The sequence below is a fragment of the Klebsiella sp. K-3 genome, assembly GCF_051207495.1.
In the GTDB taxonomy this organism is placed as follows: Bacteria; Pseudomonadota; Gammaproteobacteria; order Enterobacterales; family Enterobacteriaceae; genus Klebsiella; species Klebsiella aerogenes.
Genome location: NZ_JBPNXF010000005.1, coordinates 132620 through 159131 on the forward strand (window position 1 = coordinate 132620; position 26512 = coordinate 159131).

The 26512-nt window shown below is 52.9% G+C and carries 23 protein-coding genes; 19 read left to right on the top strand and 4 right to left on the bottom strand.

Features of this window, described 5'->3' with window-relative positions; all coding sequences use genetic code 11:
- Positions 1-30: 30 nt before the first annotated feature.
- A complete protein-coding gene (locus ACSEMK_RS09455) occupies positions 31-1461 on the bottom strand; it encodes an alanine/glycine:cation symporter family protein (RefSeq protein WP_308958253.1) in 1431 nt (476 codons plus the stop codon).
- A 202-nt stretch (positions 1462-1663) separates the two neighbouring features.
- On the opposite strand from ACSEMK_RS09455, the gene tal reads away from it, so the two are divergent.
- The 3 genes from tal to ACSEMK_RS09470 all read left to right on the top strand — a co-directional run bounded on the left by tal (position 1664) and on the right by ACSEMK_RS09470 (position 4733).
- Positions 1664-2617 carry a transaldolase gene (gene tal, locus ACSEMK_RS09460; RefSeq protein WP_015368356.1) on the top strand — a complete coding sequence of 318 codons (954 nt, stop codon included), beginning with the start codon at positions 1664-1666 and terminating at the stop codon, positions 2615-2617.
- A gap of 110 nt (positions 2618-2727) precedes the next feature.
- Positions 2728-3315 carry a molybdopterin adenylyltransferase gene (gene mog, locus ACSEMK_RS09465; protein WP_047078005.1) on the top strand — a complete coding sequence of 196 codons (588 nt, stop codon included), beginning with the start codon at positions 2728-2730 and terminating at the stop codon, positions 3313-3315.
- Positions 3316-3428: 113 nt separating this feature from the next.
- The gene (locus ACSEMK_RS09470; protein WP_032709847.1) at positions 3429-4733 is read left to right on the top strand and encodes an MFS transporter; all 1305 of its coding nucleotides are present in this window, start codon (positions 3429-3431) and stop codon (positions 4731-4733) included.
- A gap of 40 nt (positions 4734-4773) precedes the next feature.
- On the opposite strand, the gene satP is transcribed toward ACSEMK_RS09470, so the two are convergent.
- Complete coding sequence (gene satP, locus ACSEMK_RS09475) at positions 4774-5340, bottom strand: acetate uptake transporter (RefSeq protein WP_045395854.1); 567 nt, start codon at positions 5338-5340, stop codon at positions 4774-4776.
- Positions 5341-5782: 442 nt separating this feature from the next.
- On the opposite strand from satP, the gene dnaK reads away from it, so the two are divergent.
- From dnaK to ACSEMK_RS09495, 4 genes are all read left to right on the top strand, one after another.
- Positions 5783-7699 (top strand): molecular chaperone DnaK, encoded by a 1917-nt coding sequence (gene dnaK / locus ACSEMK_RS09480; protein WP_045395850.1) that lies wholly within the window; start codon positions 5783-5785, stop codon positions 7697-7699.
- Between the two features lie 87 nt (positions 7700-7786).
- Positions 7787-8917 (top strand): molecular chaperone DnaJ, encoded by a 1131-nt coding sequence (gene dnaJ / locus ACSEMK_RS09485; RefSeq protein ID WP_047078004.1) that lies wholly within the window; start codon positions 7787-7789, stop codon positions 8915-8917.
- Positions 8918-9085: 168 nt separating this feature from the next.
- Complete coding sequence (locus tag ACSEMK_RS09490; RefSeq protein WP_087858196.1) at positions 9086-10030, top strand: LysR family transcriptional regulator; 945 nt, start codon at positions 9086-9088, stop codon at positions 10028-10030.
- Positions 10031-10155: 125 nt separating this feature from the next.
- Positions 10156-10500 (top strand): phage holin family protein, encoded by a 345-nt coding sequence (locus ACSEMK_RS09495; RefSeq protein WP_087858195.1) that lies wholly within the window; start codon positions 10156-10158, stop codon positions 10498-10500.
- Positions 10501-10560: 60 nt separating this feature from the next.
- Here the strand turns inward: ACSEMK_RS09495 and ACSEMK_RS09500 are convergent, their stop codons facing one another.
- Together ACSEMK_RS09500 and ACSEMK_RS09505 are read right to left on the bottom strand one after the other, a co-directional pair.
- Positions 10561-11094, bottom strand: a complete 534-nt coding sequence (locus tag ACSEMK_RS09500; protein WP_087858194.1) for a glycoside hydrolase family 108 protein — start codon at positions 11092-11094, stop codon at positions 10561-10563.
- Between the two features lie 15 nt (positions 11095-11109).
- Positions 11110-11553 (bottom strand): winged helix-turn-helix domain-containing protein, encoded by a 444-nt coding sequence (locus ACSEMK_RS09505; RefSeq protein WP_087858193.1) that lies wholly within the window; start codon positions 11551-11553, stop codon positions 11110-11112.
- A 390-nt stretch (positions 11554-11943) separates the two neighbouring features.
- On the opposite strand from ACSEMK_RS09505, the gene ACSEMK_RS09510 reads away from it, so the two are divergent.
- The 12 genes from ACSEMK_RS09510 to ACSEMK_RS09565 all read left to right on the top strand — a co-directional run bounded on the left by ACSEMK_RS09510 (position 11944) and on the right by ACSEMK_RS09565 (position 26482).
- Positions 11944-14055, top strand: a complete 2112-nt coding sequence (locus ACSEMK_RS09510; protein WP_435336408.1) for a glycosyl hydrolase family 18 protein — start codon at positions 11944-11946, stop codon at positions 14053-14055.
- Between the two features lie 90 nt (positions 14056-14145).
- Positions 14146-17229 (top strand): chitinase, encoded by a 3084-nt coding sequence (locus tag ACSEMK_RS09515; RefSeq protein WP_435336409.1) that lies wholly within the window; start codon positions 14146-14148, stop codon positions 17227-17229.
- A gap of 319 nt (positions 17230-17548) precedes the next feature.
- Complete coding sequence (locus ACSEMK_RS09520; protein ID WP_087858190.1) at positions 17549-18241, top strand: winged helix-turn-helix transcriptional regulator; 693 nt, start codon at positions 17549-17551, stop codon at positions 18239-18241.
- Positions 18242-18557: 316 nt separating this feature from the next.
- Entirely contained in the window at positions 18558-19100 is a 543-nt protein-coding gene (locus tag ACSEMK_RS09525) for a fimbrial protein BcfA (RefSeq protein ID WP_087858189.1), read from the top strand.
- A gap of 71 nt (positions 19101-19171) precedes the next feature.
- Positions 19172-19858 carry a fimbria/pilus periplasmic chaperone gene (locus tag ACSEMK_RS09530; RefSeq protein WP_435336410.1) on the top strand — a complete coding sequence of 229 codons (687 nt, stop codon included), beginning with the start codon at positions 19172-19174 and terminating at the stop codon, positions 19856-19858.
- A 7-nt stretch (positions 19859-19865) separates the two neighbouring features.
- Complete coding sequence (locus tag ACSEMK_RS09535; protein ID WP_430914859.1) at positions 19866-22469, top strand: fimbrial biogenesis usher protein; 2604 nt, start codon at positions 19866-19868, stop codon at positions 22467-22469.
- Complete coding sequence (locus tag ACSEMK_RS09540) at positions 22470-23477, top strand: fimbrial protein BcfD (protein ID WP_430914817.1); 1008 nt, start codon at positions 22470-22472, stop codon at positions 23475-23477. It begins immediately after the preceding gene.
- Positions 23477-24013 (top strand): fimbrial protein BcfE, encoded by a 537-nt coding sequence (locus ACSEMK_RS09545; RefSeq protein WP_087858186.1) that lies wholly within the window; start codon positions 23477-23479, stop codon positions 24011-24013. The genes ACSEMK_RS09540 and ACSEMK_RS09545 overlap by 1 nt, the downstream gene beginning before the upstream one ends.
- 10 nt (positions 24014-24023) lie before the next feature.
- Complete coding sequence (locus ACSEMK_RS09550; protein ID WP_113374579.1) at positions 24024-24542, top strand: fimbrial protein BcfF; 519 nt, start codon at positions 24024-24026, stop codon at positions 24540-24542.
- On the top strand, positions 24535-25236 hold the full coding sequence (locus ACSEMK_RS09555) for a pili/flagellar-assembly chaperone (protein WP_411325747.1): 702 nt from the start codon (positions 24535-24537) through the stop codon (positions 25234-25236). The genes ACSEMK_RS09550 and ACSEMK_RS09555 overlap by 8 nt, the downstream gene beginning before the upstream one ends.
- Positions 25237-25291: 55 nt before the next feature.
- Complete coding sequence (locus ACSEMK_RS09560; RefSeq protein WP_213317887.1) at positions 25292-26131, top strand: DsbA family protein; 840 nt, start codon at positions 25292-25294, stop codon at positions 26129-26131.
- Positions 26132-26191: 60 nt separating this feature from the next.
- Positions 26192-26482, top strand: a complete 291-nt coding sequence (locus ACSEMK_RS09565) for a hypothetical protein (RefSeq protein ID WP_087858183.1) — start codon at positions 26192-26194, stop codon at positions 26480-26482.
- The last annotated feature ends 30 nt before the right edge of the window (positions 26483-26512 follow it).

The following is a 26512-nucleotide window of genomic DNA, read 5'->3' on the forward strand; positions in this document are numbered from 1 at the left end:
ATGGTGGGATCGATTGCTGCGATTACCGCGCTATTCGCGCGGTATCTCATCCCAGGCGCCGGGCGCCAGATGTTGCTGAATTTCCGGATAGCGAGCGGGGTCGAAGACCGGCTGCACGCCGAGTTTACGCTGGCGCAGATAATCGCTGGCGAGGATGCGTACCGTTGGCGAAAGCAGCAAAATCGCCGTTAAGTTAGTGATGGCCATTAACGCCATAATAATATCCGCCAGCTGCCAGACCACCGGCAAACTCACCAGGGTGCCTGCCATCACCATTAATACGGTGATAACCCGGAGCGTCCAGATATGCAGCGGCTTATTGAGCCGCAGGAAGATCAGATTATTTTCGGCATAAATATAATTGGCGACAATCGAACTGAAAGCGAAAAGCAGCAGCACCGTGGCGACCAGACCCGGCCCCCAGCTACCAATGAGATCGCCCATCGCGTGCTGCATGGTTTGAATACCGCTGACCACATTATCGCGGTTTTCGCGCGGCGCCAGCAGGATAATTACCGCGCTGGCCGTACAGATAACAATGGTATCTATAAAGACGCCAATCATCTGTACGATGCCCTGCGCCGCCGGATGCGGAGGCCATGAGGCCGCGGCTGCGGCGGCGTTTGGCGTTGAACCCATCCCCGCTTCGTTGGAAAACATCCCGCGCTGAAACCCGCCGGTAAGCGCCTGGCTAATGGTATAGCCCACCGCGCCCGCCGCCGCTTCCTGCCAGCCGAAAGCGCAGCGGAAGATGGTTTCAAAAACCGCCGGCAGGGCAGCGAAGTGCCAGAGGCCAATCAACAGGCTGGTGCCGACCCACAGCAGGGCCATCAGCGGGACAAACCACTGCATCAATCGCGCCACGCCGCGTAAACCGCGGACGATAATCAACAGCGTCGCGGCTGCCAGCGCGGCGCCGACGGCGACCATCGGTAAATCGAAAGCATAGGCCATGGCGTGCGCCACCGAGTTAGCCTGCACGGTATTGAAGATAACCCCATAGGCCAGCAGCAGCAGGATCGAGAAGACCACGCCCATCCAGCGCATCTCAAGTCCGCGGGCCATATACCACGCCGGGCCGCCGCGGAACTGGCCTGCGCTATCGCGCTCTTTGTACAGCTGGGCAAGCGAGCATTCGGCGAAGCTACTGGCCATTCCGAGTAGTGCGGAGACCCACATCCAGAACACGGCGCCGGGGCCGCCAGCGGCAATCGCTAACGCCACGCCCGCCAGGTTACCGCTGCCGACGCGAGCCGCCAGGCTGGTGCACAGCGCCTGAAAAGACGTTAATCCGCCGGGCTGCGGACGAAGGCTTTTTTTAAGACTTTTGCCAAACTGGCGAATATAACGGAACTGAATAAACTCCGTTCGCCAGGTAAACCAAATACCGGCGCCCAGTAACAGATAAATCATTACCGAGCCCCAGAGTATTTCATTGATAAACGAGAGAAAATCAGGCATTAAACGTCCTCTTGTCCATGCCGGCGCGCGGTGTAAGCGCTACCACTCCGGTGACAATCCTTTAGCATTCAGATAATTAATATGTCGAGTTTATCACACTCTGCGCTCTTGCATTGTCGGCGGTTGCGCTGACCCTATGGCGTGTTATCATCTTGGCAGACCGGTTACATCCCCTTAACTGCTGTTTAAGAGAAACACTATCATGACGGATAAATTGACTTCTCTGCGTCAGTACACCACTGTCGTAGCTGACACCGGAGATATCGCGGCAATGAAGCTGTATCAGCCTCAGGATGCCACCACCAACCCTTCTTTGATCCTCGGCGCGGCTCAGATCCCTGAGTACCGTAAGCTGATTGACGACGCTGTTGCCTGGGCTCGCGGCCAGAGCAGCGATCGCGCGCAGCAGATTATCGATGCTTCCGACAAACTGGCGGTGAACATCGGTCTCGAAATCCTTAAACTGATCCCGGGCCGTATTTCTACCGAAGTTGATGCCCGTCTGTCCTACGACACCGACGCCTCTATCGCGAAAGCGAAACGCCTGATCAAACTGTATAACGATGCCGGTATCGGCAACGATCGTATCCTGATCAAACTGGCTTCGACCTGGCAGGGCATTCGCGCCGCTGAGCAGCTGGAAAAAGAAGGCATCAACTGTAACCTGACCCTGCTGTTCTCCTTCGCTCAGGCTCGCGCTTGCGCTGAAGCGGGCGTCTTCCTGATTTCTCCGTTCGTTGGTCGTATCCTCGACTGGTACAAAGCGAACACGGATAAGAAAGAGTACGCGCCGGCAGAAGATCCGGGCGTGGTTTCCGTTAGCGAAATCTACGAGTACTACAAGCAGCACGGCTATGAAACCGTCGTGATGGGCGCAAGCTTCCGTAACGTTGGCGAAATCCTTGAGCTGGCCGGTTGCGACCGTCTGACCATCGCCCCTGCGCTGCTGAAAGAGCTGGCGGAAAGCGAAGGCGCTGTCGAACGTAAACTGGCGTTCAGCGGCGAAGTGAAAGCGCGTCCGGAACGCATTACTGAATCCCAGTTCCTGTGGCAGCACAACCAGGATCCGATGGCGGTAGACAAACTGGCGGAAGGTATCCGTAAGTTTGCCATCGACCAGGAAAAACTGGAAAAAATGATCGGCGACCTGCTGTAATCATCCCAGCGTGACCGGGCTACCGGTCACGCTACTTCTTTTGAATCCTGTCTGTAATTCTCTCCAGCGTGTATCATTCCGCTTAATTGCACTATTTGAACGGAATGAATATGAATAAATTACGCATCGGCTTAGTTTCTATTTCTGACCGCGCCTCCAGCGGCGTTTACCAGGACAAAGGTATTCCTGCGTTGGAAGAGTGGCTGTCGCGTGCGCTGACAACGCCCTTTGAACTACAGACACGCCTGATCCCTGATGAACAGCCCATCATTGAACAAACGCTGTGCGAGCTGGTTGATGAGATGGGCTGTCATCTGGTGTTAACCACCGGCGGCACCGGCCCGGCGCGCCGTGATGTGACTCCGGACGCAACTTTAGCGATTGCCGATCGCGTCATGCCCGGTTTCGGCGAGCAAATGCGTCAGGTTAGCCTACACTTTGTGCCGACGGCTATCCTATCCCGGCAGGTTGGCGTCATCCGCAAGCAGGCGCTGATCCTTAACCTGCCTGGCCAACCGAAAGCGATTCAGGAGACTCTTGAAGGAGTCAAAGACGCGGAAGGTAAGGTGCTGGTGCATGGTGTTTTTGCAAGTGTACCTTATTGTGTACAGTTGCTTGAGGGGCCGTATGTGGAGACGGAAGCCAGCGTTGTAGCAGCTTTTCGCCCGAAAAGCGCACGACGTGAAACTTTATCCTGAATTTAATGCATTGCTGATATAACCTGCATTGCCGGTGGTGTGCTGTTTTATTTACGGTATAGTGTTTTTTACTTTACACATTGCGTAATATTACTGCGGACGAAGCGCCAGTTATGTCACAACACACCCGAGCACTGAATCGACAGGATTATAAAACTCTGACGCTGGCCGCCCTCGGCGGGGCGCTGGAGTTTTATGACTTCATTATCTTTGTCTTCTTCGCCGCCGTCGTCGGCGAACTGTTCTTCCCCGCCGATATTCCGGAATGGCTACGTCAGGTACAGACCTTCGGTATTTTCGCCGCGGGTTATCTGGCGCGTCCTCTTGGCGGCATTATCATGGCCCATTTTGGCGACCTGGTCGGCCGCAAGAAAATGTTTACGCTTAGCATTCTGCTCATGGCGCTGCCGACGCTGGCGATCGGTCTGCTGCCGACTTATGCCTCGATGGGCATCGTTGCGCCGCTGCTATTACTGCTCATGCGTATTTTACAAGGGGCGGCGATTGGCGGCGAAGTGCCGGGCGCCTGGGTCTTTGTAGCCGAACATGTCCCGGAAAAACGCATCGGTATCGCCTGCGGCACCCTGACCGCGGGGTTGACCGTTGGGATCCTGTTAGGTTCGGTGGTGGCGACGCTTATCAACACCAGCATGACGCCGCAGGGTATCCACGACGGCGGCTGGCGTATTCCTTTCCTGCTGGGCGGCGTTTTTGGCCTGGTGGCGATGTATCTGCGTCGCTGGCTGCAGGAGACGCCGATATTTCTTGAGATGCAGAAGCGCAAAGCGCTGGCGCAGGAGTTGCCGGTGAAGGCGGTGGCGCTTAAGCACCAGAAGGCCGTCATCGTTTCGATGTTGCTCACCTGGCTGCTTTCCGCCGGCGTGGTGGTGGTGATCCTGATGTCGCCGGTCTGGCTGCAAAAACATTATGGCTTTGCGCCGGCGATTACCCTGCAGGCCAATAGCATCGCCACGATTATGCTGTGTATCGGCTGTTTACTCGCCGGTCTGGCGGCAGACCGATTCGGCGCCAGCCGCACTTTTATTGTCGGTAGTCTGCTGTTGGCGGCCGCCAGTTGGGCCTTTTACCACCTTTCCGGCGCCAGCCCGCAACGGCTGTTCCTGCTGTATGGCACGGTTGGATTGTGCGTCGGCGTGGTGGGGGCGGTACCTTACGTAATGGTGCGCGCCTTCCCGGCGGAAGTGCGTTTCACCGGCATCTCGTTTTCCTACAATCTGTCATACGCCATTTTCGGCGGCCTGACGCCGATTGCCGTCACCATGTTGATGGGGGTTTCGCCGATGGCGCCGGCCTGGTACGTACTGGCGCTGTCTCTGATGGGGCTGGGTTTAGGTATCTGGCTGCGTCAGGGGTTGACGACGCAGGCGGTTTTACCGCAAGGAGAACTGCAGCGTTAAATTTAACGCCGCCGCCCGGTTTGCGGGCGGCGGCAGGCCATTAGCGTGGTTCGCCAATCGGCAGAACGGTGCGCCCGAATTGCTCGTTCAACACTTCACCCATCGCCAGGTAAATAGCGCTCGCGCCGCATACCAGGCCAATCCAGCCGGCAATTTTAACAATGCCTTCGTTATCGACCAGGTGGCCAATCGCCAGCAGCGCGAACAGCACCGTCAGGCTCAGGAAGACGAACTGCAGCATGCGCGCGGCTTTCAGCGTGCCGAAGAACATGAACAACGTAAAGATACCCCACAGGCCAAGATACATGCCCAGGAAATGCGGGTTCGGCGCATCAGCCAGACCCATTTTCGGCATCAGGAGGATCGCGACCAACGTCAGCCAGAAGGAGCCGTAGGACGTAAAAGCGGTTAAACCAAAGGTGTTGCCTTTTTTATACTCGAGCAGGCCGGCAAAAATTTGCGCAATGCCGCCGTAAAAAATGCCCATCGCCAGGATAGCTACATCGAATGCGAAAAGGCCGCTATTCGCCAGGTTAAGCAGAATAGTGGTCATGCCAAAGCCCATAAGGCCCAGCGGTGCCGGATTAGCCAACTTAGTGTTGCCCATAATTCCTCAAAATAATGATTAGAAAGGGAAGCATTACCCCGCCGCTTGCGGTGGGGCGCGGCATAATAATGAGGCGCGTGGTTACTGTCTATGATCTGGCGGGGTATTTTTCAGCAATTTACCTTACGCCGCGATAATTGCGAACTCTTCGCCGAACATGTGCGATATCCGATGAATATGTTCTTATTTACTATTTATGTTTTGTATGAGTTATGGCGACTATTTTGCCCGGCTGGCGTGTTGTTTACTCTCGCGTCTGTGTTTTGCCATAAAAATTTTTTTTGGCTTGCCCCTTGATGAAAACCAGGGCGACCCCATCTTGTAGTCAACCGCAGTGAAGAACCTGAAAAAAAATGATGTCAGGGCAGTTGAAACCGCACGTTTCGCCCTTATTACAGGTTCACAACCACATGTTGATCGAATTTTTAGTGGAGACGTTTAGATGGGTAAAATTATTGGTATCGACCTGGGTACTACCAACTCTTGTGTAGCGATTATGGATGGCACTACCGCTCGCGTGCTGGAGAACGCCGAAGGCGATCGCACCACGCCTTCTATTATTGCCTATACCCAGGATGGTGAAACTCTGGTTGGTCAGCCGGCTAAACGTCAGGCAGTGACAAACCCGCAAAACACCCTGTTTGCGATTAAACGCCTGATTGGTCGCCGCTTCCAGGATGAAGAAGTTCAGCGTGACGTTTCCATCATGCCGTACAAAATCGTTGCCGCAGATAATGGCGACGCCTGGCTTGATGTGAAAGGCACCAAAACCGCACCGCCGCAGATTTCTGCTGAAGTGCTGAAGAAAATGAAGAAAACCGCTGAAGATTACCTGGGTGAGCCGGTAACTGAAGCTGTTATCACCGTACCTGCGTATTTCAACGATGCTCAGCGTCAGGCAACCAAAGATGCCGGCCGTATCGCGGGTCTGGAAGTCAAACGTATCATCAACGAACCGACTGCCGCTGCGCTGGCTTACGGTCTGGATAAAGAAGTCGGCAACCGTACTATCGCGGTATACGACCTCGGTGGCGGTACCTTCGATATCTCTATTATCGAAATCGACGAAGTTGACGGCGAAAAAACCTTCGAAGTTCTGGCAACCAACGGTGATACCCACCTGGGTGGTGAAGACTTCGATACTCGTCTGATCAACTACCTCGTTGACGAGTTTAAGAAAGAGCAGGGCATTGACCTGCGCAACGACCCGCTGGCGATGCAGCGTCTGAAAGAAGCCGCAGAAAAAGCGAAAATTGAGCTGTCTTCCGCTCAGCAGACCGACGTTAACCTGCCGTATATCACCGCAGACGCGACCGGTCCGAAACACATGAACATTAAAGTGACTCGCGCGAAACTGGAAAGCCTGGTTGAAGATCTGGTTAACCGTTCCATCGAGCCGCTGAAAGTTGCCCTGCAGGATGCCGGTCTGTCCGTTTCCGATATCAACGACGTGATCCTCGTTGGTGGTCAGACTCGTATGCCGATGGTGCAGAAGAAAGTTGCTGAGTTCTTTGGTAAAGAACCGCGTAAAGACGTTAACCCGGATGAAGCTGTGGCTATCGGCGCAGCGGTTCAGGGTGGTGTACTGACTGGTGAAGTTAAAGACGTTCTGCTGCTGGACGTTACCCCGCTGTCGCTGGGTATCGAAACCATGGGCGGCGTGATGACCGCGCTTATCAGCAAAAACACCACGATCCCGACCAAGCACAGCCAGGTGTTCTCTACTGCGGAAGACAACCAGTCCGCGGTAACCATCCATGTGCTGCAGGGTGAGCGTAAACGCGCTTCTGATAACAAATCTCTGGGTCAGTTCAACCTGGATGGTATTAACCCAGCGCCGCGCGGTATGCCGCAGATCGAAGTAACCTTCGATATCGATGCTGACGGTATCCTGCACGTTTCCGCGAAAGATAAAAACAGCGGTAAAGAGCAGAAGATCACCATCAAGGCTTCTTCCGGTCTGAATGAAGAAGAAATTCAGAAAATGGTTCGCGAAGCGGAAGCTAACGCTGAATCTGACCGTAAGTTCGAAGAGCTGGTTCAGACCCGTAACCAGGGCGACCATCTGCTGCACAGCACTCGTAAGCAGGTTGAAGAAGCAGGCGACAAACTGCCGGCTGATGACAAAACTGCAATCGAGTCTGCGCTGACCGCACTGGAAGCTTCCCTGAAAGGTGAAGACAAAGCGGACATCGAAGCGAAGATGCAGGCGCTGGCCCAGGCTTCCCAGAAGCTGATGGAAATCGCTCAGCAGCAGCACGCTCAGCAGCAGGCTGGCGGCGCTGACGCTCAAGAGAACAGCGCGAAGGACGACGATGTTGTCGACGCTGAGTTCGAAGAAGTGAAAGACAAAAAATAATCGCCCTTTGAACGGGTAAAACACTGGCACGGGCGAAGAGGTTTCCTCTCCGCCCGTGCACGCATGTTAAGGGGCTGAAAAACACCAATGGCAAAGCAAGATTATTACGAGATTTTGGGCGTTTCCAAAACAGCGGAAGAGCGTGAAATCAAAAAGGCGTATAAGCGCCTGGCCATGAAGTATCACCCGGACCGTAACCAGGGTGACAAAGAGGCCGAAGCCAAATTTAAAGAAATCAAAGAAGCGTATGAAGTCCTGACTGATGCCCAGAAACGTGCAGCCTACGATCAGTACGGCCACGCCGCGTTCGAACAAGGCGGCATGGGCGGCGGCGGTTTCGGCGGCGGCGCGGATTTCAGCGATATCTTTGGCGACGTGTTCGGCGATATCTTCGGCGGCGGTCGTGGTCGTCAGCGCGCGGCGCGCGGCGCAGATCTACGTTACAACATGGAATTAACGCTGGAAGAAGCGGTCCGTGGCGTCACCAAGGAAATCCGCATCCCGACGCTGGAAGAGTGCGATGTCTGCCACGGCAGCGGCGCCAAGTCCGGTACTCAGCCGCAGACCTGTCCGACCTGTCATGGTTCCGGTCAGGTTCAGATGCGTCAGGGATTCTTTGCCGTTCAGCAAACCTGTCCGCACTGTCAGGGGCGCGGTACGCTTATCAAAGATCCATGCAACAAGTGTCACGGTCACGGTCGCGTTGAAAAAACCAAAACACTGTCGGTGAAAATCCCGGCTGGCGTCGATACCGGCGATCGCATTCGTCTGGCTGGCGAAGGTGAAGCCGGCGAGCATGGCGCTCCGGCGGGCGATCTGTACGTTCAGGTTCAGGTCAAACAGCACGCGATCTTCGAGCGTGAAGGGAATAATCTGTACTGCGAAGTACCGATCAACTTCACCATGGCTGCGCTTGGCGGCGAGATTGAAGTACCGACGCTGGATGGCCGCGTTAACCTGAAAGTGCCTGGCGAAACGCAAACCGGCAAACTGTTCCGCATGCGCGGCAAGGGCGTGAAGTCCGTACGCGGCGGCGCTCAGGGCGATCTGCTGTGTCGCGTGGTGGTGGAAACGCCGGTGGGTCTTAACGATAAGCAGAAGCAATTGTTGAAAGAGCTGCAGGAAACTTTCGGTGGTCCGACGGGTGAGAAAAACAGCCCGCGTTCCAAAAGCTTCTTCGATGGCGTAAAAAAATTCTTCGATGATTTAACGCGTTAATTGCGTTAAATTACGTTATTAGCACAAGCCTGAACATCCTGTTCAGGCTTTTTTCTGCCCTAGCCTCAGCCTTGAATAGAGACGCTATACTTTGTTTAGCATGTCCGGGTTTGATTTATTTTGAGTATTATCTATATTGCTTTTTTCGATAAAAGAGGCTGACAGTGGATGGGATCGAAAGGTGCCAATAAGGGCTTTGATTATAATTTAATCAAGGTTCTTGACGCTGTCATTTCGGCAGGTAATGCCGCGAAGGCGGCGAAAAAATTGGCCATTACTCCTGCCGCGGTCTCTCTGGCATTAAGACGACTACAAAACTTCTATCATCAGGAGCTGTTTGTCAGAAGTAAAGATGGTTTACTGCCAACAGCGAAAGCACTCGAGATCCACCATAGTTTTCGCCAGGCCATGTTGCTTGTCGATAATACCTTTCTGACAGAAAACAAGGATGATGATACCCGGATTACGATCCTTGGTAGCGACTTCATCGAAAGTTATTACCTTTCCCAACTGTACGGCAGCGCGCTTTTTGAACAGGGCGTGATCAATCATTTTTCATCCCGCAATATTAGCCGCGATAAAGCTAAAGAGCTTCTACTGACGGCACAATGCGATTTATCGATTGGTTCTGAGCCGTTGGTTGAACCTGGGCTCGATAATCAAATGATTGATAGCTTCAGAAATTTCGTCTGTATTTGTGCCAAGGGTCATTTGTTCAGCGAACTGTCGCAGCTTTCTTTACATCAGTTCTACTCTTCCCGCCATGCCATGTATCAACCCGGCATTTCTTCTCCTTCCATCATCACTGATAACGGATTATTTAAAGATGATGTTTATTATGACGGTTCACGTACCATGGGCTATTGCAGCGATTCTATCACCGGACTGGTTGGCATGGTAGAAAGAACCGCGTTGATTGCATTATTGCCTTTAAAGCTGGCGCTATTTTATAAAAATCAGCGTAAATACGATATAAATTTTATCCAACCACCACCTGAATTGATGTTTAAGTCCGTGCAGGTTTATGCTTCATGGAACAAAAATAGTAGAAATATATCAGCGATAAATGAAACAGTTTCCATGTTACATACGCTGTCATCATTCAGACGGTAAGTTCCATCATCTTACCGTCATTAATATGATGTGGTTGGTCTTGATATTCTTTGATTACCTTTCCCCAGTTACGCCACTTACACTCCTGATGAATCTTTTTTTACTTTAGTTATGCAGGAGCGATTATGTCTATACCTAATCATTTAGAAACAACGGAAGTTGTATTACTGGAAGTAGAGATACTTCTGACCATTATTTCTATCGGCGCCTGGGGGGGATTCGTCAGTTTCCTTCTCCGTAAAAATAAGGAAGACAGTGGCGAAGCACATCAGGGAATTATGAACTGCCTGACCCAGGTGGTGATATCTTGTTTTACCAGTTTTCTCCTTAGCGCTATCGCTATCGAAAAAGGATTTAGCTTTAATATGGTGCTGTTAGCCGCAGGGTTAGGCGGTGTTTTTGCCGGTCCAATTTTAAAAATACTGGGTGAGAAAGTAAAAAATACGCTTGGCGGTACTAAGCTCAAGTAGTATTACTACGTAATAAAAGGCTCATCCTTGAGTCTTTTATTACAGATTAGTGCGCCTCAACTATGTCACCCGGTTTTTAAGCCAGCCGTAAATGAACTCTTCATTTTGTCGATGATTCTCGCTGATCTCCAGGTAATAAGCCCCCTGGCTGCAGTTTAGCGCTTTGACTAACACCTGTTCTCCTTCTTTACCTCGTCGCGTTAAATAGCAATTCAGCGCATTCAGGGTTCGCGGGCCAATGTTGCCATCTGTTTTTATATCCGGGTAGTATTGCTGCTCGCGATTCATCACGTTAAGCCAGCGCTGTAGCCACATACAGGGGTGGTGAGGACCAATATTCACTGCCGCGTCGCACAGCTCAAATGCTACTGACCAGGAGAGTTGCGATACCTGCTCAAAGCCGGGTTTGATCCAGTAATCGGTCTCCAGAATCGCATAGGCCTCATTGTGAGAAAGTTCGCTCATCTTTCCCTGGTAACCGTGCGCTCGCGCCGTTGCTTCTGTGATGCCCCAGTTAGTCTCGCCGCCTTTATCCTTAGGATTGGCGCTATAGCCGCCTTCCAGTCCGAGGATTCCATCAATAATTGGATTCATTTTATTCTCCCTGAATTAATGAATGTGCATGTACATCATTGTACCCAGCGTGACGGAAAAGACGGTGGTTAGCGCCGCCAGCGTTTTACGGAAAAACTGCTTTCTGACTTTTGGTTTCCTGGGCTCGACTTTTTCAATGGTAATGTCTTTGTTGACCTGCAGCCCCTGGCGCGGGATGGTAATGAAAAGATCGTTTATACCGAGTGCTTTGAGATCTCGTCTGATTAAATACAGTATCTGCGTTAGATTGGCATCATTCACAAAATGACTTCTGCTACCCCATAACTCATTGGTGATTTTCTGCCGTTCGATAATCTCCAGATGAGCGTTTTCAATAATGAAACTAAGACATTTAGAACGCATTGCCGTCATTCGAATAACTTGCGAATTTGAGCTCGTTCTTAGTTCATATTTCTGTTCGTTGTAGATGCAGTTGTTATTGATGAGATAAGTTTTCATAACGTCTTCCTTTAGATTTGCACATCCTGATTGTCGTCGATGAATATATTGCACAAGAAATGGCTTAATCCATTTTTTGTCATCGGTTTTATTGTAGTGTTGTTTGTTGGGGAGACCTCTGTCACATAATCTCATGTAAGTTAAATGACAATTAATTACTACCTAAATTATATTTAATATGCTGTTTGTTTTTTATCCTTCAGGTAGGTTTGATGGCCTCTCTGACCCGATGATGTCGTGCTGATGTTCCTCATTGAGGTCTCAGTGAAATAATTATGTGGCGTTGATTAATTGCTGATGCTTTGTGATTAGCCAATTTTTCATGAGTCATGGATTATTGGTCTCGCAGAACGAACTGCGATAATTTTTAAACTTAAAAGGAAATTTAAAATGGCTACCAGCAAACTGATTAAAGGCGATACTCTTACCGAAACCAGCAACGCCGCTGATGGTTTTAATCCAGCAACTGAAGTGAGCAACTATAGCTATACTTCAGCGCGTGTCGCAAAGCCGGTCTATAACAAATATAAAGCAGCAACCACGAAGCCGAAGGTATTTGGCTATTATACCGACTGGTCTCAGTATGATGGTCGTCTGGAAGGGGATGACTCTAAAGATAACCGCGGTCGCGGCTATGACCTGACCAATATCTCACCGACCGCTTACGATAAAATTATTGTCGGCTTCGTTGGCGTGACTGGTTTCCATAAAATTGATGGCCAGTATCGCGACGTGGTGGCCGAAGGCGCTGAGAAGTGCGGCAAAGTCAAATATGAACCAACCTTCCTAGATCCGTGGGGTGACTTCCAGTCCTACATTAACGTTGGTCACAGCGTCAGCGGCTGGGACGTCGATCCGAAAACCGTAACCCAGGAGAATACCAAAGGCCTGCTCGGCGGTCTGCGTGACCTGCAGGCGAAAGCCAAACAGCAGGGCCACAACCTGGTGCTGTCCATGAGCATCGGCGGCTGGACCATGAGTAACGGCTTCCATGAAACCGCGGCATCTGATTCCGCACGTAAAACCTTCGCTAAAGGCGTGGTGAAGCAGTTCAAACAGTTCCCGATGTTCAGCGAAGTGGATATCGACTGGGAATACCCGAATGCCGAAGGCGCGGGCAACCCTTGCGGCCCGGAAGATGGCGAAAACTACGCCCTGCTGATTGGCGAACTGCGTAAGCAGCTGGATTCCGCCAACCTGAGCAACGTGAAAATCTCCATTGCCAGCTCCGCGGTGGTGAAGACTTTCGATTATTCCAACGTCAAAGCGCTGATTAAAGCTGGCCTGTACGGCATCAACCTGATGACCTATGACTTCTTCGGCACCCCGTGGGCGGAAACCGTTGCTCATCACACTAACCTGAAGGCGCTGGAAGAGGGCGGCTGGGGTGTAAACACTATTGTGGAACATCTGCTGTCTGAAGGTTTCCCGGCCGAAAATATCAACATTGGTTATGCCGGCTATACCCGTAACGGCCGTAACGTTGAGCTGGAGTCGCTGTCTCCGCTGAAAGGTACCTATAACCCGGGTAACGGGGATACCACGGGTACTTTCGAGTCCGGCACTAATGAATGGTATGACGTGATCTACAACTACCTGGATCTGGAAAACCAGAAGGGCCGTAACGGCTTCAACGTTTATACCGATCAGGTTGCTGACGCTGACTATCTCTACAACCCGGAATCCAAACTGTTTATGTCGCTGGATACGCCGCGCACCGTGAAAGCCAAAGGCGAATACGCGGCGAAGCTGGGTCTGGGCGGCATGTTCACCTGGACTATCGACCAGGACAACGGCGTGTTGGTCAATGCGGCGCGTGAAGGGCTGGGTTATGAAATTGAGTCAGAAACTATCGATATGGACCCGTTCTACTTCGACGGCATCAACGTTGAAAAAGATGAATCTGCTGAAGACGATAAGAAAACGGACGTCAACCATGCGCCGAAAGTGGCTATTGAGCTGCTGGTAGTGGGCGGTTCTACCGTTCAGCTGTCCGGCGCCGGTTCTTCCGATGAAGATAAAGACGAGTTGACCTTTAGCTGGGGCGTACCGTCTGAAATTAACGTCGCGGATAAAACGGCGGAAGTGATTGAGTTCGTCGTGCCTGAGGTAAGTGCGAAGACGGCGTTCCAGTTCACTCTTTTCGTACGTGACTGCTACAACGAACCTTCAACTCAACAGCGTTTTGTACTGACTGTGGTTCCGGCTGCTGCCCAGGTTGAACCAACACCGGCTGATGAAGAAGATGAAACCGACGTGATTCCGGTTCCCGACGAGGATACCAAACCGGCTGAAGATGACTCCTCTTCCGATGAGGCGGCTGAGCATGATGCTCCATATGCGCTGTGGGATGCTAACGCTGTTTATGGCGCAATCTGGGGTACCTTCGAAATTGTTAGCTGGAATGGTCACAACTACCAGGTGAAATGGTGGTCCCAGGGCGAACAGCCTGACCTGAACTGCGGTCAGAGCGGCACATGGACTGACTTAGGCGCCTACTAATACATCTCTCTTTTAATGGCGTATTGGGCTCTATAGCAAAGCCCCGGTTTACCGGGGCTTTTTTCCACCAGGGAATGAGGAATCGAGTTGATGACCGTTGTAATTAAAAATAGCCAGATTGATGTGAATAGTTGGTACCAGAAAGTCACGTTAACCTTCACAAACGAAAGTAATCGAACTGTTGATCTGAACCAGGCGGCGATTAGCTTTACCGCTTCCGGACATCCGGATCCGTGGGGGAATACGGGAGGCACGCTGAAAGGGGATCGTTCATTAACGTTGCGTGACACCGCCCAGGGAACCCTGGAATTCAATGAAATCATTATAAACAACAGCAGCGAGCTGCTACTGCCGGCTGGGGAAAGCGGTACTCTATTCTTTAGCCTGGCGGCCACCCAGGTACCGGTAAAATTATCTACCTTCGCTCTGACTCTGGCGGCTTCCGATAGCGATGACGCCGCTGATGAGCTTGAACCAGTCCCTGAAGCGCCCGCCGATGATTCAGCTGATGAGCTTGAACCAGTCCCTGAAGCGCCCGCCGATGATTCAGCTGATGAGGCTGAACCAGAATCTGAAACGTCTGCGGATGATTCAGCTGATGAGGTTGAACCAGAACCTGAAACGCCCGCCGCCGACGCGATTACCGGTACAGGACTGACCCTGGTTTCCGGAGAGGTGAACGCGTCCAGCTGGTATCAACGCATGGCCCTGACGTTGACGAATCAGTATTCGCAGTCTGTCGATATTAATCAGCTGAAATTAGGCTTCACCGCGACAGCGCATCCCGATCCGTACAGCCCATTTAGCGGTACCATGCTGGGTAACCAGGCGGTAACGCTGGCCAGCGACGGTGGCTGGCCGACAGAAAAAAATACCATCACCATCAATAACGACGGCGAGTATCTGTTGGCTGCTGGCAAATCGGCGGTACTGGAGTTTTATCTTTCGGCCACACAAACGCCTGTCGTGCTGAGTGACCTGACGGCGACGCTGGCGCATGACCCGGGACGCCAGGGACAAATTATTGTTCAATTCCCGGCGCAGGCGCAGAGCACCTCGCTGAAGCCGGAAATTGAGCTGCGGTACTCTGATGGCCGTCAGCAGCGCTTCGCCGGGGAATGGGGCGCGACGCTAACCATCGGCGATCTGAGCGCCGGAAGCTACGGTATTACGGCACTGGAACTGTGTAACGACGAGATGAGAATTTCGCCCGTGACAGAAAGCTATACGCTGGAACTTGCTTCAGGTAACGCCGTTGAGCGCTGTCAGATTGCTTATCAGCCAGCGGTGACCTTTGCCGCGATCGAGTTGCTGCTGGCGGACGATGAACTGGAAGGCGCGGAAGTCGTTGTTGAGCTATGGTCGGAGGCGGGCGTGTGCGAAAGAACACTGACGCTGATGGCGAATCAACCGCAGCGCGTTACCCAGCTCCTGGCGAATCATCAATATGCTATCTGCCTGCAGCCGACGACCATGAACAACCAGTTGCTCACGACCGCAGCGCAGCCTGCAACCATTGTGCCGAAGGTCGGCATGACGATGCAGGTGAACGTAGCATTACAAAAAACGCCCGTTGCGAGCGACGTCTTTGTTGAGGTTGCGGTAACGGTATTAGGCTTACCACAGGGGACGGCCGCGCAGCGCTATCGTTTCTGCTGCGGCGGCTATCAGTATAGTTTCGTGCTGGAAAGCGATACTCGCCAGCAGAAGCTGCCGCTGCGTTTATCTGCCGGGGAATATAGCGTACAGGTAGCGGATGTATATATCGCCGGTACGCCTTGGCGTTGCGACGTCAGCGCGCCATTGCGTTTACTACAAAGCGTCAATAACGTCGCGCTTGAGTTTATCCAGGGCGTTCCGCTGCAGGTAAAAGGCTGGCCGAATTATCTGGCGCACGGCGGCGTGACGGTGAATGCGGCAGAGACGACCGATCTGTATCGCAATGTGCCTTGCAGCGCGCTGTTTAAATACGATGGTTTTGATGGCGGCGGCGATCCGATTCCGGCGGCGGAAGTGGACAGCAATGGCGATGGTTTCCTGGATTATGCTTCGCTACCGATCCACAAAACCGTGCCGCTGGTTCGCGAGATAGAAGCCGAAGCGGGTCGCGCGGTGATGCCGGTGATGGTGGTCTATACCGCCAATGCCAGCGGCGGCAGCGCGGTATCGGATCTGCAGGATGAGCAGCGTTTACGCAACCACTTTGGTAACTTCATTACCCAGTGTCTGGCGGCACAATCCTGGAAAGATGACCAGCATCCGGTTCCGGCAACCTTCGTCCTGAATCCGGATTTCCTGGGCGCTATGCAGCAGGAGCCTTATGGCTATACCGCGTTGCGTAAAGCCAATAGCGTGCAGGTGAATGTACAACTGGCGGCGGCGATCAATGCGCTCCCTGCGATTCCAGGTTTCAGCGCGCCGGCGCTGCCGACCTTCAGCAACGATTTGTATGGCTACGTACAGGCGATTAACTATATCGTTCGCCAGTTCGCGCCTGATATCGCTTTTGGCTGGCAGACCAACGTTTGGGCGACGGGCACGGCAGATTGGCTGCTACGCGCCAACGCCGCACCGCGTGAACAAGGGGCGGCGATTGCTGAATTCATTAATGAATTGGGCATATACAGCGGCGATTATGCGCCAGACTTTATCGCATTTGATAAATTCGAACGCGACTGCTTCAGCCCGGATGCCCTGGCCCACTACGGCTGGAACGCCAGCTGCTGGTTTAACTATCTGGGCATGGTGAAGGAGGCCGCCAGAGCGTTGCAAAAACCGGCGATGCTGTGGCAGATACCCGGCGGCCATATGCCGACGGTTGCGGAAGGGACCAGTAAAATCGCTGCGGCGCATTTTGCATCCGGCGGTACGTTCTTCATGGGGGACTCGCGCATTGGCAGCGATATCAACGCCATTACCCCGGCGCTGTTAAATACCGCAGTGAACAGCACGACGTATGGTGTTGCGACGGTGGGGGATTTTCTGCGCCAGGATGAGGGATACGATTGGAGCCAGGTGCAGGCGCTAAATCTGCCGGACTATAACGTTTTTGCCGTGCTGTGGGGCGGCGGTTCGACGGTCAGTATCACCACTATTCATTCCAACGGTGAAGATGGCGGTTGGCTGGCGGAGAAAATGGCGGAGTACTACGCGGCCCCGCGATATTTTAGTTAATTGATCTTTATTTCATGTAGCGTAAAGGCGGTGATTCAGTGGAGGTACTATTCTGGATCGCTGCCTTTTCTCTTTCTTGTTATATCATAAGAAATAATTTCATTTGTTATAGTGTGTAATGTTAAAAATGCTTAATAACATTTTGAGATCTTTGTTGGTTATTTGTTTGAGGATTATCTTATTTGATTAATGATTGATTATTTGTGCTTTCATTATACATTTATTCTATATTTAGTATTTATTTATTATTAATTGCAGGCTAACTAATGTGCGTATATCTTTATTTCTCATATGATTATGGATTTTTAATGAAGATATAATGAAATTAAATGGTTTCGAAAATGATAATGAGAATGCCTTGCACTCATATATTTTCTCCCAGCAGGCTAAACCTCATGCGGCGATTGATGCTTTATTTTCTGCACTCTTGCCCTTCGGCAAGCCTTTCGTCGTGCAACCGGGTGAAGAGTTTTCGCTGTATACGAAACAAAGTAGCCGCATTGTGTTGCTGGAGTCCGGTATCTTCTCAATTTGCCGCAGCGACAGGGGGCTGAATGTGTTGTCGGTTTTTGCCCCGTCAATCGCAGGACTGATTGATAGCTACGGTCTGACTTATGATGTTCCCACTCGCCCGGAACATTTTTTGATTGCGGAAACAGAATGCTGTGGTCGCGCGGTTTCGCTAGCGGATTTTATTAAGGTGACGGACGAATGCAATCTTTGGCACGATGTGGCTCGTTTTCTCGCCTATCGTCTGATGGTGATGAACGTTCGCGATCGGGAACTGGTTGGCGTTGACTCTTATCTCAAGGTTCGTGCGTTATTAATCGAAATTGCCGCCTATAGCGACGAATATCGCCAGAGCATTAATGTCCTGAATTTTATTCAACGACGAACCGGAATATCACGAAGCCGTACCATGAAGTTACTTTCTGAATTGAGGAAGGGCGGTTATATCAATATAGATGGTGGGCGTTTGTTAGGGGTTAAGAAACTACCGTTGGCTTACTAATTGCCGCTTTAAATAACAAAGCAAATAAATTATTTGCTGCAAAAACATGTAGTTAAGATGAGTCCTATAAAAACAGCCATTGTAGATTGCAACTCCCTGGCCAATTTATAATAATTAAATAACGGCAGAAATTTACTTCCCATTAGCGCTTATAAATCAGTGCAGGGCTTGCTATTCATTGAATATAGTATTTCTGTACGCTACAACTTTTAACGTTTTTTGCGCCCGGTACCAATAAGAGATCTCTGTGAAGAGGGCTCGGTACTAAAATTCGTTATTAATTCTATTTTCGACTTGTGTATTTAAAAGGTTATTTATGAAAAAACATCTTTTAGCGATGGCAATAACCGCCATGGCGGCGGGCGGTATGACCTGCGCAGCTAATGCGGATACTTCGACGGTTTCCGGCGGTACGGTGAATTTTACGGGGCAGGTTGTGAATGCTGCATGCTCCGTTTCTGCTGACTCTATCGATCAGACCGTAATCCTGAGCCAGGTTCGCACCAGCAAACTGACGGCATCTGGAATGGTTGCCAATCAGAAAGAAGATTTCTCAATCAAACTGGAGGACTGCGACACCACGGTCAGCCAGAACGCGGCGGTTATTTTTAATGGTCAGCAGGACAGTACGCTCGCGGGTTCGCTGGCGAATACCGCTGGCGCGGGTGCGGCGACTAACGTTGCGCTGCAGTTATACGGCCCGGATGGACAGGTTCTGAATATCGGCGATACCTCCGGCACCATCACCCTGATTGATGGTGAAAACACCGTACCGCTGAGCGTGGATTATGTCGCTACCGGCGCGGCCACTGCAGGTAACGTTGCGGCGACCGCGACCTTCAGCATGGTCTATTCCTGATTGGTATCCGCATCTCCTCCGTTGCTGGCAGCGGAGGGATGCATTTCATCTCCTCCCTGGTTATCAAAAGAATGAGTACGCGAATTACCCCGATTTTATTTTCGTTATTGCTGCTGGCGGCGCTGGGAATGACTCAGTTGGCTCATGCTGGCGGTATCGCGCTGGGTTCGACCCGGGTTATTTATCCGCAGGGTGATAAGCAGGTCTCTCTGCCGGTAATTAACTCATCCAGCAATAATGTATTTTTAATTCAGTCGTGGGTGTCGAACGCCGATGGCGGCAGAAGCGCCGATTTTGTCGTGACGCCGCCGCTGTTCGTCATTCAGCCGGGAAAAGAAAACCTGCTGCGTATTATGTACGTTGGCCCTTCGTTGCCGGAAGATCGCGAAAGCGTGTTTTATCTCAACAGCAAAGCCATTCCCTCGGTTAATAAAAGCAAGTTGGCGGCGAATTCGCTGCAAATCGCCACGCAAAGCGTTATTAAACTGTTTATTCGCCCTAAACATTTGCCCATTGCCTCGGTGGACGCGCCGGCGATGTTACGCTGTCAGCGTGCCGGCGAGCGTCTGAGCATCGCCAATCCTTCACCGTATTATGTTTCGCTGGTTGATATTCATGTTGGCGGGCAGAAATTGGCCAATGCGATGGTGCCGCCGAAAAGCGAGATAACCTTGCACGGCGGGGCAGGACAGGTGACTTTCCAGTCGATTAACAATTTCGGCGCCACAACGCCGCAGCAAACCTGTCTGAGCCAGTAAGATTGTGTTGAAACTCGATGTCGCCGCTCGCCAGTTGACGGTGGGTAGACTGCCTGCGCTTATCAGCCTGGCTCTAATCTCGGTAAATGCGTTTATGCTGCCGCGCGGCTGGGCCGAAAACTATTTTAACCCTGCCTTTTTATCTGACGATCCGTCGAAAATCGCTGACCTTTCGCATTTTGAGGGTAACGGTCAGGCGCCGGGGGTTTATCGGGTCGATGTCTACCTTAATGGCGCATTATTGACGACGCGCGATATCGCTTTTCGCGCCAACAACCAGGCCGCCGATGGCTCAGGTCTGCGCGCCTGCGTAACGCCTGAAATGCTCAACGGCATGAACGTGAATCTCAGCGCCTTTCCACCGTTGGCGAAGGCCAGTGCCGGCGACTGCGTCGATCTTGCGGCGGCTATCCCGGCAGCCTCTACCGCTTTTGACTTTAGTCAGCAGCGGCTAAATATCAGCATTCCGCAGGCGGCGCTGAACAACCAGGCTCGAGGCTATATTCCGCCACAAAACTGGGATGAAGGTATTAATGCATTGTTGCTCAACTATACGTTTACCGGCGCGAATAGCCGGGACCGTAGCGCTGGCGGCACCAATAGCGACAACGACTTCCTCGGCCTCAATAGCGGATTAAATCTCGGCGCCTGGCGTTTGCGTGATTACTCGACATGGAACTACAACAGCGATAATCAGCAACATAAAAGCGACTGGCAGCACATCAGTACCTATGTGGAGCGTGATGTGGCGGCGCTAAAAGGCGAATTGACGGCGGGCGATAGTTATACCCCTTCTGGCGTTTTCGATAGCCTGCCGTTTCGTGGGCTCCAGTTGGCGTCTGATGACAATATGCTACCGGACAGCATGAAAGGCTTCGCGCCGACTATCCACGGCATCGCCAAAAGCAATGCCCAGGTGACGATTCGCCAGAATGGCTACACCATCGACCAGCGCTATGTATCGCCTGGCGCCTTCACCATTGACGACCTCTATCCGACCTCCTCCAGCGGCGATCTCAACGTTGAGATCAAGGAGTCCGACGGCAGCGTCTCCAGCTATAGCGTGCCCTATGCCGCCGTACCGGTTCTGCAACGCGAGGGGCGGGTGAAATATGCCGCCACCGCGGCGAGCTATCGCGGCGATAGCAGCCAGAAGCGGGAGATGAGTTTCGGCCAGGCGACCCTGATGTGGGGGGTGCCGCACGGCTTTACGCTGTACGGCGGAACGCAGTTTTCCTCCGATTACCGCGCGCTGGCGCTGGGAACTGGAGCTAACTTCGGTGACTGGGGGGCGATTTCCGTCGATCTTACGCAAGCCTACAGTACGCTGGCGGATGACAGCGAACACCAGGGGCAATCGCTGCGCTTTTTATATGCTAAATCGTTAAACGACCTGGGCACCCATTTTCAACTGTTGGGCTATCGCTACTCGACCTCTGGTTTTTATACGCTCGATGATACCGCGTGGAAGCAGATGTCCGGCAATAGCGGCCAGCAGGAGGATGACAGCGATCGCGATGTCGGCGATGACTACAACCTGTATTACACCAAACGCGGCAAGGTACAGATCAACCTCTCTCAGCAGTTCGGTCATTTTGGCTCACTGTACGTCACCGGTAGCCAACAGAGCTATTGGCACACCGATGAAACCAATAAATTACTGCAAATTGGCTACAGCGACACGCTGGCCGGGGTCTCGTGGAGCCTTTCATATAGCAGCAGCCGCGCCCCCGGCGAGGAGGAACGCGATCGGACGCTGGCGCTCAATATCTCACTACCGCTCAGCCAGTGGCTTAGCCACGGCGACGACATTACCCAACGGCGTCATAACGTTTATGCGACGTTCTCCACCAGTAGCGACGGGCACGGCGGCGTGACGCAGAATAGCGGTATCAGCGGCACGTTGTTGGATCAAAACAACCTGAGCTACAGCGTGCAGCAGGGCTATCAGAATCAGGGGGTTGGTGCGAGCGGCTCCGCCAGCCTCGAATACGACGGGGCAAAGGGCAACCTGAATGTCGGCTACAACAACAGCAACCATGGCGATTATCGGCAACTGAACTATGGCCTCAGCGGCGGCATGGTCGCGCATGCCCATGGTCTCACCCTCAGCCAGCCGTTGGGCGATACCAATGTCCTTATCGCCGTGCCGGGGGCTGGCGACGTCAATATTGAAGATCAGCCGGGGATCCACACCGATGGCCGCGGCTACGCGGTGGTGCCGTACGCCACTACTTACCGCCAGAACCGCATGGCGTTGGACGTCAATTCGCTAAAAGAAGATGTCGATATTGATGATGCGGTGATCAATGTGGTTCCCACCCAAGGAGCAATGGTGCTGGCGAACTTTACCGCACGGGTCGGCGAGCGCGCGCTGTTGACGCTAAACCATGACGGAAAACCGCTACCGTTCGGCGCCACGGTCTCTATTGCAGGCGTGGCTGAAGAAGGCATCGTTGGCGACGACGGCGAAGTATATCTCTCCGGTCTTAGCCCGCAGGGCACGCTGAAAGCGCAGTGGGGGCCACGGCCAGGCCAACAATGCCTCACCCATTATCATCTCCCTGACGTGAGCCAACCGCTGGCGCGTCAGCATCTGGAATGTCGCTAAATGAAGCTTGTCTCTTTTCTTTTTCTGTTAATGGGGTTGTTGCTGGCACGCGGTGGTCTGGCGGCCGTTTGCCAGAATACCAATGGCTCGCCTGCGACGGTCGATTATGACCTGACGACGACGCTGACGGCGGCGCAGAATCAGGCCGGTTCGACCACGCAGCTCAGCAAAAACCAGGATGTAAACGTACAGGCGATTTGTCCCGCCGGTTCTTCGGATTCCGGGCGGACGTATCGTTCGTATGTCGCTTCTTCATCGATAGTGGAAACCAACGGCGACTGGAAATATATGCAGCTGGATGGCACCTATCTTGAAGGGGCGATGCGCATCGAAGACTCGGCGGCCGGGGTGTTTTATCCTCCAATGGATTATGTCTATATGGGCTATGACGCCAACGTCAACAATGGCTCACCGTTTCCGGTACATGATTCAAATCTGGTTTTTCAACTTAAGGTTGTGAAGCCATTTATTGGCACGGTAAATATCGAGCCGAAGACCATGTTTAACGTCTATGTCACCACCACCGGGAACGATCCGCTGAGTACCGTGGTATACAGCATTGTCTACAGCGGCAGCGTGACCGTGCCGCAAAGCTGCGAGATTAATGCCGGGCAAACTATCCTCGTTGATTTTGGCTCGCTGTACAGCGGCGGTTTCAATCGCGCCGGAGAAAAACCAACCGGCGTCCGCAATAAAAGATTCACCGTGCCGGTGAAGTGCAGTGGGGTGGATTCACAGGTTAACCTGAGCCTGCGGCTGATAGCCACCGCCGATAGTCACTTAAGCCAGGCTATCGCCACCGATAATCCTGATGTTGGCGTGATGGTCGAAAGCAGCGATGGCACGGTATTAACGCCCAATGACGCCAGCAGCGTCGAGCCTTTTACTACCGATCAAAACGGACAGGCGACCCTTTCCCTGCAAGCGTATCCGGTCAGCACCACCGGCCAGACGCCAGCTGAGGGCGCTTTTACCGCGCTGGCTAACTTACGGGTGGATTTCGATTAATGCGCCTGTTTCAGTACTTCATCTTACTTATCCTGCTGTGCGGTAACGGCTGCTACGCCGACGATAGCGGTTACAATCTGGAATTTACCGGCACGATTGTCGCGCAAACCTGCGATGTCGAAATTTCCAGCCTTAGCCAGAGTATCGATTTAGGTCAGTTCTCGGTGGCAGATTTTCCCGCCACCGGTACGACGACGAAGTTTAAACCGTTCAACATCAACCTGAAGAACTGCTCGCGCGGCATTACCGGCAGCAAAATCTGGTTTACCGGCACTGCCGACAGCGACAATCCGGCGCTGCTGGCGCTGAGCGACACCGGGATGGGTAGCGAAAAAATGCTGGCAGGCGGCGTTGGCGTGGAGATCCTTGATGAGGATCAGGATGCCGTCAGCATCAATAACACCAGTTCGGTGGTCTATCCGCTGAAAACGGGCCGCAACACCTTATCGTTTTATATTCGCTACAAATCTACCCGGCCAACCGTGACCTCCGGAAATGCGACGGCGGTGATGTATTTCGATCTGCAATATGAATAGGCGCGCGGCAATGATCAAACCACTGTTTTTCTGCTGTGGACTCCTTCTGGCGGTGAACGGCGCGCTGGCCCATGACGGTAGGGTCTATGTGACGGGCACGATTACCGACAACACCTGCACGCTATCGCCGGATTCCGAGAATATTCAGGTCGATATGGGAACCGTCAGCAACCGCCAGTTTTATCAAGCGGGGGCCGGCGCGGAGTGGCAGCCATTTTCGATCACCCTACAAAATTGCGGCAGCACCGCCAGCGGCGTGACGGTGAGCTTTAGCGGTACCAGCGACTCGCAAAGCGGCGATCTTTTCGCTTTGGATAGCGGGGCGAACGCGGCCTCCGGTATCGGGATTGCGTTATACGACAAGAACAAACAACAGGTAGCGCCGGGGGCGCAAAGCGATGTGCTCGCGCTAACCGCGGGCGCCGCGTCCGAACGTTTACAGTTTTATGCCCGCTATGTGGCTGATGGCGCTCCGGTGGCGCCGGGTGTAGCCGATGCTTCCGCGACTTTTGTGCTGAGTTATGAATAGACGACTTTTCTGCTGGTTTTGGCTCTGGCTGTTGCCCTTTGGGATAGGCCATGCGGGCGTGGTGATTGGCGGCACGCGTTTTATTTTTCACGCTGAGCGGACGACGCTGAGCGTTCCGCTGCGCAATACCTCGGAGAGTGACTGGCTGGTGGACAGCCACGTGCTGAGCGGTGGACGCTGGCCAGGCGCCGATGATTTGTCGACCCGTAAAACACCATTCGTGGTCACGCCGCCGCTCTTCTTATTACGCGCGAGCCAGGAGAACACGCTGCGCGTCGCGTGGAGCGGCGAGGCGCTGGCGCAGGATCGTGAAAGTTTGTTCACCCTGAGTATTGCCGCTATTCCATCGGGAAAAACCGGCGCCAATAGCGTGCAGATGGCTTTTCGCTCGGCGTTAAAGCTGATTTATCGGCCTGTAGGGCTAACCGGCGATCCCCAGCAGGCTTATCGCCAACTGGCCTGGAACTTAACGGCGGATGGGCTGACGGTACGCAATGCTGGACCCTACTACATCACCCTCTTTTCCACCCGCGTCAACGGTAAGCCTATAGACGCCGCGGGGGTGGTCGCGCCGTTTTCTACCCGCCGTACATCGTGGTGTCGACAGGCGAAAAGCTGCGCCGTGCGCTGGCAAAGCCTCAACGATGCCGGGGGCGTAATGCCGCCTGTCACGGTAACGGCGCAACGGCGATGACGATTTTACTCTGCCCCTGCGGGCATCCCCTGAACTTAATAATGAGAACTCAATAATGCGCAAACTTTCCTGTAAATCGGCGGTGTGTATGGCGGTTGGCGGCGTCATCTCTTTTTCCGCGTTGGCCGTGGATACACAACCCGTTGCCAGCGATATTGGACCGGCCGCGGAAGCCTATATCGCCAGCCATCCGGATAAAGTCGGCGAAGCGGTGGCGACGTATCTGGCGGATCATCCGGAATTCCTTATCGCCGCCAGCGAAACGCTACATCAGCGTCAGCAGGTGGCCCAGAAGCAGGCTTATGCGCAGCTGGCGCTGCAGTACCGCTCTGAGTTGCTGAGCGATAGCTCTCCCTCTGTTGGCCCGGCGGATGCTAAAGCGGCGGTGGTGATGTTTTTTGACTACCAGTGTTCCTGGTGCAGCAAGATGTCGCCCGTGGTGGAAGAGCTGGTGAAATCGAATCCTGATACGCGTTTTATCTTTAAAGAGTTTCCTATCTTTTCATCCCGCTGGCCGGTGTCAGGTTTGGCGGCGAGGATCGGCGAACAGGTGTGGTTGAACGATGGCGGCGCGAAGTATTTGGCTTGGCATAATGCCCTGTACGCCACCGGCAAAGTGGAGGGGCAGCTAACCGAGAAGGAGGTTTACGCGCTGGCGTCGCATTATCTCACCCAGCCGCAAATGACGGCGGTAAAAACCGCCCAGCAGAGCGGGGCAGTGCATGACGCGCTGCTAAGTAATCAGGCGTTGGCTCAACATATGAATTTTTCCGGTACTCCGGCTTTTGTGGTGATGCCACAGGCTGCCGCCCCGGATGCCGGGCGTATCTCGGTCGTGCCGGGCAGTACGTCGCAGGATGCGTTGCAGATGGCGATTCAGAAAGCTAAAGGTTAAGTCTCAGCGACCGGGGCGCGGACCCCGGTTACCTGCTTCCTCCGAACGAGGGTTTCGCGTATGCAGTCCAGGCACAGATGGTTAGTGTTGGCGGCCGTTCCACTGTTCGCCATCGGCGGCGTTCAGGCGCACTCTGCCGGTAATATCCAATTTTTTGGCAATGTTGTTACTGAAAGCTGCTGGAACGAAACGGAAAGTAGCGAGATTTTGTGCCAGCGCGCCGATCGTATCGAACGCCATGTGATCGTGGAAAATATCACGACATCGCTGGCCTCGGCATACGCAACGGTAGAGAAAAGCTATCTCGATGCTGACAAGCAGCTCACCCTGCTACGGGTGGTCTATGATTAATGAGAGGATAAGATAGCTCGGAAAAAATGA